This is a genomic window from Streptococcus australis (genome assembly GCF_901543175.1).
GTDB lineage: Bacteria > Bacillota > Bacilli > Lactobacillales > Streptococcaceae > Streptococcus > Streptococcus australis_A.
This window is the reverse complement of record NZ_LR594040.1, coordinates 97,181-109,316: the sequence shown is the minus strand read 5'-3', so window position 1 is coordinate 109,316 and position 12,136 is coordinate 97,181. Positions and strand designations below refer to the sequence as shown.

Genomic DNA, 12,136 nt, shown 5'->3' with positions numbered 1-12,136 from the left:
AACTTAATCGGTTTTTTCGTTTTTACAACTCAATGATATGGAACTCGTAACCAATGGCTTCTAGGAATTTGAGTATATCTGTCGTGTCCAAAAAAAGGGTTTTCTCGTTGGTATTGGGGTGGAAACTCATCCGTTTTTCCGACGTGATTTCTTTGTCGAAATAAACTTGAATATCCTTGTCAGTATTGTTCAGCAAGCCAAATGGAGAAACAACACCTGCTGGTAACATCATTTTTTCAAACAAGCTCTCAGAGGAAGCCATACGGATTCTATTGGCTCCTACCAAGTCTTTCAAGAGGTCCATATCCAAACGTTTCTTATCATCCATAATCACGAGACAATAGGCTGTTTTCTTTTTGTTGGTGAGAAACATGGTTTTGGTACGGACACCTTCGATTCCTTCGATAAAACTATCTGCCTGCTCCGTCGTTAAGGCTGGATCGTGCTCCACGATTTCAAAAGGAATATCTAGCCCATTTAGCATTTCTACTACTTTTTCGTATGCTTCCATTTGCTGGCCTCCTTTAACTTGTCTTGCCACCTTTAATTATACAACAACAATGGGTTTTCTTCCAATTTGTATCCAAGCATCTCTAGGTTTCTTTCATTTTCATACAAGTTGTCTTAGACGGAACCCCAACTGTTAAGATGGGCATGGTTTCCAGCCAGTAAGCATATCTTTTCTTTCCACCGCATAGCCACAAGGTATATACGCGACTTGTCCGATAGATGCGTCTAGTTTAAATGCTTCAGCTAGGGAAATGAGGCGTGCATCCTCTCCAGTGTGGTCATCTGAACACAAAAATTGCCACATGCCATCCTCTTCATCGTGGGAGATAAAGGTGATCGGATTTTTCCCAGCCAAGACATGGTGACAAACTATACAGGCTGTGTTGGGTGCATCCTTAAATGCAAAAATCATCTTGAACTCCCTCCTTGAAATACACTAGCAATTACATATTTTTTGCATAGCCGAAACGCTGATTGATTGTGTGACTCAAGGTGATTAATTTTTCCAGAATATCCCTCTTGCAGATAAATAGCACATAACTATCACTATTAATATCCATACAAGCAAGACAGAAATCGTGTCCAGCCCATCTTTCGTCCAAAATTTTACACCAAGTAGGGATGTCATCACCCTCGTCGAACCAATTCTCCTCCAAATCAAGAGTTTGTTTAGCTGCCAGAGGTGCTAGTTGGTACAGAAATTCGTCCTTATCTGTCTTCCAGTCTAACTCAATGACTGCATCCACAGCAAGCAGTTCATCAGCAATAGCAAGCCATTTTATCGTGGCTTCATTGGCTTCTTCTCCTATACCCCGCACGTCATATCTCTCTGCATACTGCTTGAAATAGGCTTTCGGTGATTCAAAACAGGAGGTCAAACGAGATCGTACCTCACTATCATCTGTTAGCAATTGGGTTATTTCCTGATAGATTGCGATATTTTTCTGCTCATCTGTCCGCATATCTAGTACAATTTCCCAGTCTTCTAGCTCTGATGTGACTCTGTTCTCCAAATATGCCCAAAGCATGTCTTGAGTTTCTTTCTTGCTCAGCCCATTTTTTTCGTAGATTACATTCTCATTGATCCGTTCAGCATCGGCAACACTGATCTCAAAATGAAAACCGTCCGAATCTTCATCCTGACAAACCTGTACAAAATCCGATACAAGCTGACTCCCCTCTAGTTTAACTGGTTGCTGAGGTATTAAAATGAGAAAATCCCTATCACCATCTTGTACAGCTGCCAGTTGCTGCCATACTTCCTCAAGTTCAAAGCCATTTTGTTCCTTCTCACCATCATCTAGCACCCAATCCGCAAAGATTCCTCCGGAAATACTCGCAAAATCTGCTCCCTCATCTCCATCTAGATAAGGCTGATCACTTGTAACAGGGGTCATCACTTTGACTACCTTTTCAGCCTCTTTTTGAATCCAAACTTGTCTAAAGAAATGGGCAACAACGCTAGGCAAAATCAAGACAGGCAGACAAATAAGAGTCCCTGCAAGTGCGAGACCCTTATATCGATTTTTTGTGGGACTCCCTTCTGATAGCTGATTTAGAAAGTCCGCTACTTGATTGAACAGTTCTCCTCTAGTGCCCCAGAATAGGGACAAGCATTCCACACCAAGTAGTACAAGCCAGATAAACGCCATTCGCTTCGCTGCCTGACTACAGATCTCCATTTTGGTTTGTATAGGAATAGCTTCTGCTTCAGGAACACTCTGAAACCATTTTTCTGCTCGTTCTTCTTTTGTCATCTTTCCCCTCCTGTGATTTACTTTCTTATCTTGTTCTATCACATAGAGAACTACTATTTTCGTTTGATAAGGTATTGAACAGCCTTTTCTAAGCGTTCTTTTTGAGCTCCAGGGTCGTCTAGTGGTTGGTTGATGCAGGCTGTGAGATTCTCGGTAATGATCATCTCAATCACACGCTCCACACTCGAACGAACCGCTGTCAACTGGGTAATGATATCTGCACAATCACGCTCTTCTTCTATCATTTTTTGGATACCACGTAACTGGCCTTCTGAGCGTTTAAGCCGTGTAATATACTTTGAGTTTGTCATTGATTTATCCTTGGTCACTTTTTCTTCATTATATCTCTAATGGACTCCTTTGTCAAAGTTCTCGTTCCCTCTTTATCTATAGAATCTTACCCTGCTATCGCTTTCATGGTATAATAGAATGACAAATACTATTAGAATCTATGCTCGTAGCAATACGAGCCATTCTTAGAATGGACCAGCCTATGAACTCTATCTATGGCCCTTGCGAAGCCTACTTACCCACTATCTTGCAGACCTTTGTCCAAGATATAGAAAAAGCTGCTACAAACTTCAAAGAGGAAAAATCCTTGTCAGCTACAAAAAACAGGTGATTACCTTTACAGTTTGGCTATAATGGTTTCACTCTTTATCATTCCATAAAAAGCGAACAAGTCTCTATTCTAAAAACAGAATACGAGCTTGTCCGCCTTTTTCTATGTCTCTAAAATAAATGACGTATTTTCCTCGTCTCATCGTGCCAAGCGAATGCGTGTCACAATCCCGTCTGGGTCTACAAGATCCACTTCACTCGAATGTAACCACTTGATCGGAGCTTCTAGCTCTTGTGCTTGCTTAACGATGTTCAAGAGTTCTTCCTTGCTTTCGACCTCAAGGGCGTAGTAGGCCAAGCCTGGCAAGCCTTGCTCACGCGGAGCCAGACCTTTTCCAGCCCATTCGTTGACAGCCAGGTGGTGATGGTACTGACCTGCCGCTATCCAACTAGCACTAGGAATACTAAATTTATCTTCCAGCCCCAACACCTTTTGATAAAACTGACTTGCCGCGTGGCTATCCTTAACCGATAGATGGATATGTCCCATTCTCGTCCCTTCGGCTAGGGAAAAGGGCTCTGCCTTTTCCCCCAACTCATAGATGTCCTGTGCCGCAAGAGCCTCGGTCACACCAATAATACGACCGTCTTCTCGAATATCCCATGAAGAAACTGGCTTATCACGGTAAAGTTCAATGCCATTTCCTTCCAAATCCTCTAGATAAATAGCCTCGCTGTATCCATGATCTGCACCCCCAACCAGAGGAATCCGCAAGTCACTTAGGTGCTTCAAGACATCTGCCAAGGCTTTTCGTGTCGGCAACAAAATCGCCAGATGGTAGAGCCCATAATGCTCCCTTACTTCCCCAGCTTTTTCTGTCTCAATCAAGTGGACCAAGGCTTTTTTACCAAGTCCCAAAATCGCTTCTGTCTCTGTTTGAGATAAAATCTCCAAGCCAATAATCTGGTGATAAAAAGCCGTTTGACTTGCCAAATCCTTGACATTTAAAACCACTTCTGCTAGGTAAATGTGGCTTTGGTATGCATAAGTCATAAGGTATCTCCTCTTGTTGTAACTTTATCGATTACATCAATTATACACTAATGAGATAAAATGTCAATGAAGACAACTCAAAAGAGCTGGAAACCAGCTCTTCTTTTTATTTAACAACAAGCTCGTAGCGAGTTTTACTAGTAAAGGTTTGCCCTGCTTTGAGAATAACTTGGTCTTTAAGGTCACTGTGAATGGCATCTGGTAAGACCTGCGCTTCAAGGGCAATCCCATTGTGTTGTACCATTGGCTGACCAGCTATGATGACACTCTCATCCACAAAGTTTGCTGAGTAGACCACAAAGCAAGGGGCCTCTGTCTTGAAAAGTAGGAAGCGACCTGAGTTTTGGTCATAAAGGAAACCAGCATTGTCATGACCTGTAGGAAGGGCAAATGGGTGATCCAAACCAGATACCAACTGGATTTGCTCATCTTCCTCTGCAAAGATATCCTTGAGCAAAGCACCATTGTAGATGTGTTTCACTGCATCACGATCAGCATCTGGAGTCTTAGCTGGAACACCGTCGGGAGCGATTGGGTAAATGCCCTCCGTATTTAGTTGGAAGACATGGCGGTCAATTGTCTGCGTGAAATCACCAGACAAGTTGAAGTAGCTGTGATTAGTTGGATTGACAAGCGTATCCTGATCTGTCGTCACCTTATAGCTGACTTCGTAGGCACCAGTTTCTTCCAAGTGATAGCTGATCCAAATCTTGAGATTACCAGGGAATCCCCCTGTCCCGTCTGTACGCTCTGTGTAGAGAGTCAAGCCATGGTCGCTCACCTCAACCAGTTCAAACAAGTTCGCATCCCAACCTGTTGAACCACCGTGGTTACAGTTGCTAGCGTTGTTGACTTCAAGATTATAGGTCTGGCCATTGAGCTCAAATGTTGCACCTGCAATACGGCCCGCTACAGGACCTACACTTGCTCCATGCTTGGGACTATTGCCTATATAGCTAGCAAAGTCATCAAAGCCCAAGATAACATTGGCAAAATTACCAGCCTTGTCAGGTGTGACATAGCGTAAGATGGTCGCACCATAAGTCATGACTTCAAGCTGGTAGCCGCCGTCAGTCTCAAAGCGATAGGCCAAGACATCCTTGCCCTCGTGATTTCCAAATACACGCTCTGTGTATGCTTTCATTCTTCTCTCCTTTGATCCATTTCTCTTAAGTAAACAAACCATAGAAAGTGTATTCACCATCTATGGTTGTAGTTTCTATTTTCAGAATCCTTTGTCAGAAAACCTTAAGTATCTTCTTAACAAAAGGGAATTCTTCTATTCTTGTTTTATGCTTCTACTCGTTCAGTCCATGAAGTCGCTGTTGTTTGAAGAACCTTGTTGAGTTCGTCAATGTTCTCAAAACCAGTTGTGCGAAGCCATTCACGAGCTGCTGCTTCACCGTCTTTGATGTAGGCTTCAACTGATCCTGCCCATGTTGCACGGCCACAAAGAACTCCGTTGAAGTTTGCGCCTGATTCGTGGGCAAAGACAAGCGTTTCTTGGAAGAGTTTAGCTGACACACCTGCACTCAAATAGATGTATGGTAAGTTCGTTGCCTCATCTTGTGCTTTGAAGAAGGCTGCTGCTTCTTCGCGAGTATGGACGATTTCACCATCACCAAAGCCTTCAACGTATTTCACATTGACTGGAACTTCAACTTTCAAAACATCAATATTGAAGCGTGGGTCTGAGAAGACCTTCATCGCACCGATAACCTTGTGTGGTTTCACTTTTGCGTATTCTGCAGAGCCTGCGTCAGCGATTTTTTCATCGTAAGCCAAGATTTCAAGGAAGAATGGAATGTCTTCCGCCACACACTCTGAACCGATGCGTTCGATGTAGGCTTGTTTTTGTTGGTTGAGTTCATCAGAACTATCTACGTCATAGTAAAGCAAGAACTTAACAGCGTCTGCGCCTTGTTCCTTGATGCGTTTTGCAGACCAAACATCCAAGCAGTCAGGCAAGCGTTTAGTGCTAGCTGTGTCGTAGCCAGTTTTCTCATAAGCTAGGAGAAGACCAGCATTAGCATCAAGCGCTTTTGTAGCTGGAAGTCCATACTCTGGGTCAAGAAGCATAGAGGATGCGTATTTTGTCAATTCATCTGCAACCAAGACTTTGAGTTCTTCCATTTGAGCGACTGTTGGTTCTTCCGTTTGGTATTGGGCCATGAGGCGTTTCAAAGCGCCACGTTGGTCAAAGGCAAGAGCTGAGATAATGCCGTTCTCGTCAGAGAGTTTTTGCAAGCAAGCTACTTTATTCGGACTTAATTGTAATTTACTCATAGATACTTCCTTATTTTTGATAGTCATGAATGATAACACCTTGTACCACACGGTTTACTGTACCTGTAGGAGACGGTGTATCTGGTTTGTTTTCCACTTTGAGCGAAGTCAAAAGGGCAAAGAGTTGGGCATAAATGATGTAAGGGAAGACACGGTAAATATCATTCAAGACTCCACCGCAGCCAAGAGCTACTTCTTTGACATTTTCAAGACCAAAGGCTTGATCACTCAAAAGTACGACACGACGAGCAATCTGGTCACCAGCAACTTCACGAACCAAGTCCAAGTCATACTTGCGAGTGTGGTCTGTCGTTGTACCAAATACCAAAACAACTGTATCTTGATTAATCAATGATTTTGGACCATGGCGGAAGCCAACTGGGCTTTCATACATGGTCGCCACTTGACCAGCTGTTAATTCCAAAATCTTCAACTGAGCTTCATGAGCAAGACCGAAGAAAGGACCTGCACCCAGATAGATGACACGGTTAAAGTCGAGGTCAACCAACTCTTTGACATCTGCTGCATTGTCTAGGACCTTACGGGCAAGGCTAGCCACAACTTCAAAACGTTCAGCTTTAACAGCAAATTCTGTAGGGTCAAACACCAAGAGTGCTGTCAACATCATGGACGTAAAGCTAGAAGTCATGGCAAATCCAGCGTCATTAGAGGCAGCTGGTTGCAAGAGCAAAAGATTGCGGTCATCACCATGCGCTTGAAGAGCCAATTTCCCTTCAGCAGCACATGTAATGGTCACTTGATAGAGGTCATCAACCAAGGCTTTAGCCAGATCAACAGTCGCTACACTTTCAGGCGAATTCCCACTACGAGCAAAGGATACAAGGACAGTTGCCACATCTTTTTTCAGATAGGTTTCTGGATTGGCTACAATATCTGTTGTCGCAATGGCATTGAAGTTCCATTTGCGTTCGTCATAAACTTCCTTAAAGTATGGTACCAAGGTATCTCCCACATAAGCAGAAGTACCAGCACCCGTCAAGATGACCTTGATATAATCATGTTTATCAGCGATACCTTGCAGAAAGGCTGCAATTTCTTCACGTTTCGCTTGATAGGCTTCAAAAGCCTCTTTCCATACATCAGGCTGTTGGTAGATTTCACGAGTCGTAATTTCTGCACCCAGTTCAAGTAATTCTTCTTTTGTGTAATTTAGCATAGAGTTCCTCTAATCTATTATTGTTTCATTCCTATTGAAAATATGGGAATGGGATTTACTCCCATTCCCATGTATATTCTATACAAGCTGTTCTAACGAATTTAGCCGTTGTCACATCGTATACTCAATGAAAATCAAAGAGCAAACTAGGAAGCTAGCCGCAGGCTGCTCAAAGCACTGCTTTGAGGTTGCCGGATAAGACTGACGAAGTCAGTAACATCTATACGGCAAGGCGACGCTGACGTGGTTTGAATTTGATTTTCGAAGAGTATTATTCATCTTCGTCATCATCGAAGCCTGCTAACAAATCATTGACTTTCACAATGCTTTCTGCAGCACGGCTCTTATAGTCCGCATCTGTGCCTGTAAGGCTCGCATTGATAAATTCAATCACCATCGGAAGATTCATCCCTGCGTAGAGTTCAATGTCGCGACCTTCCATAATCAAGCGGCTCACCACGTTACATGGTGTTCCACCGAGAAGATCCGCAAAGACTAGGAAATCATCTAAACCTTCGATAGCAGCTTCAAATTTTGCAGTAAATTCTTCTGGGCCATCTTCTGGAAGAAGAGCCACTGCATGAATGTTGTCTTGTGGACCCATGATCATTTCCGTGCTACCTTTAAGTTCTTCACAAAAACGACCATGACTCACCAAAATTAACGATTTCACCATAAATTATGCGCCCATTCCAAGCAAGAATTTACCGATGAATGAAAGACCTACTGCAAGAACGATAATGATACCGATCGCTTTAGTAGAGTTCATACCTTTCTTACCAAGCAACCAGAAGATGAAGGCAGTAAAGATTGCTGGAAGCAAGCGTGGGAAGATTGAGTTCAAGATATCTTGGAAGTCAATCAATTTTTCACCGATTGGCAATTTGTAAGAAATGTCAAAGTTGATCATTGTTGCTACAAGAGCACCCATCATGAAGACACCAAGTACAGATGCAGCGTCAATCAAAGCTGTCAAAGTACTTTGCATGTTGTTGATAAGGTTAACCCCTTCTTTGTAGGCAAATTCCAACTGTTTCCAACGGAAGATGTCATAAGCAACTGCAACTGCGATCCAAAGGAAGATACCCCATGGTTGGCCAGCGATAGCCATAGTTGCTGCGATAGATCCCATGATAGCAGGTACAAGTGAACCAAAGATTGTGTCTCCAAGAGGAGCGAATGGTCCCATCAAACCTGTCTTGATACCGTTAACGGCATCTTTTGAACCTACACCATCTTTTTCTTCCATGGCAAGGTCAAAACCAGCGATAATGGTGTGGAAGAATGGAGAAGTATTGAAGAATTGAGTATGAACTTTCATCATTTCTTTCAATTCAGGAGTTCCATCCCCATACATTTTACGCAATTGAGGCAAGATCATGTAAAGGTAACCAGAAGCTTGCATACGCTCATAGTTCCAACCTAATTGGAAAGTAAACAAGCTACGTTTGTTGATTTGATTAAAATCTTCTTTTGTAAGTTTGTAATTAGAATTCGTCATCTTCGATTTCCCCACTTTCTGATGGTGTAGAAGGTGCTGCTACAGCTACTTTTTGGCTATTTTTGAAGTGAAGCACTGCAAGGAAGATACCTACGATAGAGATACCAATCATAGACAAACCTTTAAAGTTGTTGACAAAAGCAATTTTTTCAGCCACATCTTTAGGTAGAGTACCTACGATACCAGCAACTGCGCCACCAAGACCTGTTACATATGAGTAAAGAACAGTCAACATAGCTGTCAAACCGAATCCCATTGCAAGGTAGTGAAGGTTACGTTTAACTGGAAGGTAACGAAGCAAGATTGCAAATCCGAGACCTGGAAGCATACGTCCTGCAAGTGTCAAACCGTCTGCAATCCATTGGTATTCTTTAACAAGGTTTACAACACCTTGTACGAATTCTCCACCAAAAGCAAGGGCGAAGAATACTGGAAGGGCACGTGAAAGAGCCCAAGGAATCGCACCAAGTAGGTAGTTGCGTTCAATACCTTTATAGTCAAAGCGTTCGATTGCAGCATCCACACGGTGAGCGAAGAAAGTAGTTGTCATACGTCCAAGAACGTCGAAGTATGTCAAGAGAGCTGCTACTGGCACAGCGATTGTTGTAATCGCAAGTGCTGTATCAATTCCTTGTGAAACAGAGAAGGCTGTCGCAAGAACCGCACCAGAAGTTGCGTCAATACGAGAAGCACCACCAAAGGTACCTACCCCAAGTACGAATAACTGCAAGCTACCACCGATAAACAAACCAGTAGTCAAATCTCCCATGACTAAACCGGTAATGAAACCAGCGAATACAGGGGAACCTGCAGATGAAACGATTGTCAACTCATCACAGATTTGATAAGCTGAGTACAAAGTGAGAAGTAAAATTTGCCACCATTGTATCATAACAATGACCTCCTAAAAATTTTTTCCTATTTTAATAAACTCAAAAAGTCTGATACGGGATCGTTTGGAACCATTTGAGCAGTGAGTTTAACACCTTTTTCTGCCAGTTTGTGGAAGTCTTCCACATCCTTATCTACCACGTTGATAGAACGTGTGATAGGGCGAGTTTCTGGTGTTTGAGACATATTGCCGACATTGAGTGTTTCAAGCGGAACACCTGCTTCAACCAAACCAAGGAAACGGTCTGGTTTACGTGCAACGATAAAGAGACGTTGGCTATCGTATTTACCAGCAAGGATATTCGCTGCCGCTTTTTCAACCGGCAAGATACTAAGTTTCACACCTGGTGGTGTAGCAAGTTTCAAGCCACTCTTTTCAATATCGTTGTTAACGACTTCGTCGTCTACAACCATAATGCGCGAAACGTTTAGTTTCCCTGCCCAAAGATTGGCTACTTGACCGTGGATCAAACGTCCATCGATACGGCATCCTACAATTGTCATAAGTTTTCCCCCTTTATGTGTTTTAGTGTAGGTTTACGAGTTAAATGAATCTCTTCTTTATATTCACCTTCAGTTTCAAAGATGATGATGCGGTTAGCACCTTCCTTGAGATAGCTATGAGGGATATAAAGTGAGAGGGTCGGGCCGACATTCCAGAAACGTCCTAGGTGACGCCCGTTGACAAAGGCAACTCCCTTACCAAACTCAGATAGATCTAAGTAAGTATCTTTTGGATCTTCGACTGTAAAGTCATATGCGTAAAAGGCTGGTTGTCCTTTTGTCCATCCTTTTGAAAAATCAATTTTCTCAGGATTATCCAATGGAAGTGGATATTGTTTCCAATTTAACATGAAGTGTAGATCCTTGCAGACACCTGTGCGAATTCCTTTACGTTGCGTATCTGCCAAGAACTTATGTCCATAGTTGACACGCCCCATATTTTCGATCAAGATGTCAATCTCTGAAAAGCCTTCTCGATTTCCCTGACAGTAGATATCTTCACCAATTTCTGTCTGGTATTGAGTGGCGATCCATTGCCCATCTACATAGAGTTGAGCTCGGTCACGTCCATCGATGATACGGAGACGTTCCTCTTCCGCATCCCAACTTGCTTCGGTACGATAAAGAAGGTAGCCATAACTTTGACCAAGTTCTTCCATCGCTTTTGGATAGAGACTTTCAGTTGGGCTTGCCAGGCTATCCAGGGTTTCAAACAAGGAAACTTTTTCGACTAGTGGAATGGATTCCATTTCCATGCTTTCCTTGTAAAGCGGTTCCAACTGTGGATACTCTGGGAAGTGTGTTGCCATCATCTTCTTGACTGCCAGGTATTTAGCAGTTGGATTTCCTTCTTCATCCAGAAGGGCATCATAATCGTAAGATGTAACTTGTGGCAAATCTAGAGTTCCTCGAGCCGAGCAACCATTCATGAAACCAAAGTTTGTTCCACCATGGAACATATAAAGGTTGATGGAGCCTTGCTCTAACACCTCTCGAACAGCTTCTGCCAACTCTTTTGGATCACGCGTGATGATGGGTTCTTTCCAACGGTTGAACCAGCCATCCCAGAACTCCATACACATGAGTGGCCATTTCTTGCCATACTCATCGAAGAATTCCTGCATCTGTGAAAAGTTGTAAGGAGCCTTAGAACCGAAGTTTCCTGTCACAAAGAGATCATCTTCAATCAAGGTTCCGGCTTTCAGAGTAGCCCTCCAAGGGCCATCTGAAGTAAAGAGTGGGCAATCAATCCCTCGGTCTTCCATCAATTTTCGAATCGCTCTCAGATAAGACTTATCCTCACCATATGAGCCGTACTCGTTTTCAACTTGCATCATGAGAATGTTCCCACCATTGTCCAACAAGCGAGGCACAAGCCTTGGTAATAATTGGTCATAATAGCGAGCAACCGCCTCGATGTAGGCCGAGTCGGACGAGCGGATTCGCATGTCCTTGGTCAAGAGCCAAGCCGGTAAACCACCGAACTCCCACTCAGCACAGATAAATGGGGACGGACGTACAATGGCATAGAGACCCAAATCTTGTGCTATTTGAAGAAATCTCTCCAAATTCCTGGCACCTTCAAAATCAAATTCCCCTTCAACGGGTTCATGTAAATTCCATGCTACATAAGTCTCGACTGTATTAAAGCCAAGCGCCTTTAAGTTGTAGAGGGAATGATACCAATCCTCTGCTGGAATCCTAAAATAATGAATGGCGCCGGATAAAATCTTGAACGGTTCACCGTCTAAGTAGAAATCGTCCTCAATTTTAAATCTTGTCATGTTACTACCTCTGACTAATTAAGTTTGCGCTTTCATTTGTTATAATATTAACTATAATCAAATCTCGTGCATTTGTCAATAGGTTTTAGAAAATTCTTTAAAATTTTTCTA

At 42.9% G+C, this 12,136-nt stretch carries 13 protein-coding genes; all 13 read right to left on the bottom strand.

The features are described 5' to 3' along the window. Positions 1-22 precede the first annotated feature (22 nt). Positions 23-511 (bottom strand): prolyl-tRNA synthetase associated domain-containing protein, encoded by a 489-nt coding sequence (locus tag FGK98_RS00645; RefSeq protein WP_138099635.1) that lies wholly within the window; start codon positions 509-511, stop codon positions 23-25. Positions 512-643: 132 nt separating this feature from the next. Next, on the bottom strand, positions 644-922 hold the full coding sequence (locus tag FGK98_RS00640; RefSeq protein ID WP_138099634.1) for a hypothetical protein: 279 nt from the start codon (positions 920-922) through the stop codon (positions 644-646). A 31-nt stretch (positions 923-953) separates the two neighbouring features. Beyond that, positions 954-2,267 carry a DUF6630 family protein gene (locus FGK98_RS00635; protein ID WP_138099633.1) on the bottom strand — a complete coding sequence of 438 codons (1,314 nt, stop codon included), beginning with the start codon at positions 2,265-2,267 and terminating at the stop codon, positions 954-956. A gap of 53 nt (positions 2,268-2,320) precedes the next feature. Continuing rightward, positions 2,321-2,578, bottom strand: a complete 258-nt coding sequence (locus FGK98_RS00630; RefSeq protein WP_138099632.1) for a metal-sensitive transcriptional regulator — start codon at positions 2,576-2,578, stop codon at positions 2,321-2,323. A 449-nt stretch (positions 2,579-3,027) separates the two neighbouring features. Then, complete coding sequence (locus FGK98_RS00620) at positions 3,028-3,882, bottom strand: VOC family protein (protein WP_138099631.1); 855 nt, start codon at positions 3,880-3,882, stop codon at positions 3,028-3,030. 106 nt (positions 3,883-3,988) lie between these two features. Then, a complete protein-coding gene (locus tag FGK98_RS00615; RefSeq protein ID WP_138099630.1) occupies positions 3,989-5,026 on the bottom strand; it encodes an aldose epimerase family protein in 1,038 nt (345 codons plus the stop codon). Between the two features lie 146 nt (positions 5,027-5,172). Further along, entirely contained in the window at positions 5,173-6,168 is a 996-nt protein-coding gene (lacD, locus tag FGK98_RS00610; RefSeq protein ID WP_138099629.1) for a tagatose-bisphosphate aldolase, read from the bottom strand. Between the two features lie 10 nt (positions 6,169-6,178). Beyond that, positions 6,179-7,345, bottom strand: a complete 1,167-nt coding sequence (locus tag FGK98_RS00605; RefSeq protein WP_138099628.1) for an SIS domain-containing protein — start codon at positions 7,343-7,345, stop codon at positions 6,179-6,181. A gap of 271 nt (positions 7,346-7,616) precedes the next feature. Then, the gene (locus FGK98_RS00595; protein WP_138099626.1) at positions 7,617-8,021 is read right to left on the bottom strand and encodes a PTS sugar transporter subunit IIA; all 405 of its coding nucleotides are present in this window, start codon (positions 8,019-8,021) and stop codon (positions 7,617-7,619) included. 3 nt (positions 8,022-8,024) lie between these two features. Continuing rightward, positions 8,025-8,846, bottom strand: coding sequence for a PTS system mannose/fructose/sorbose family transporter subunit IID (locus FGK98_RS00590; protein ID WP_000185283.1), 822 nt, complete (start codon positions 8,844-8,846; stop codon positions 8,025-8,027). Next, positions 8,833-9,738, bottom strand: a complete 906-nt coding sequence (locus FGK98_RS00585; RefSeq protein ID WP_138099625.1) for a PTS mannose/fructose/sorbose/N-acetylgalactosamine transporter subunit IIC — start codon at positions 9,736-9,738, stop codon at positions 8,833-8,835. The genes FGK98_RS00590 and FGK98_RS00585 overlap by 14 nt, the downstream gene beginning before the upstream one ends. A gap of 26 nt (positions 9,739-9,764) precedes the next feature. Next, positions 9,765-10,241 carry a PTS sugar transporter subunit IIB gene (locus tag FGK98_RS00580; RefSeq protein ID WP_000156962.1) on the bottom strand — a complete coding sequence of 159 codons (477 nt, stop codon included), beginning with the start codon at positions 10,239-10,241 and terminating at the stop codon, positions 9,765-9,767. Then, positions 10,238-12,025, bottom strand: a complete 1,788-nt coding sequence (locus tag FGK98_RS00575) for a glycoside hydrolase family 35 protein (protein WP_138099624.1) — start codon at positions 12,023-12,025, stop codon at positions 10,238-10,240. Before FGK98_RS00575 ends, FGK98_RS00580 begins: the two co-directional genes overlap by 4 nt. Positions 12,026-12,136: the final 111 nt, after the last annotated feature.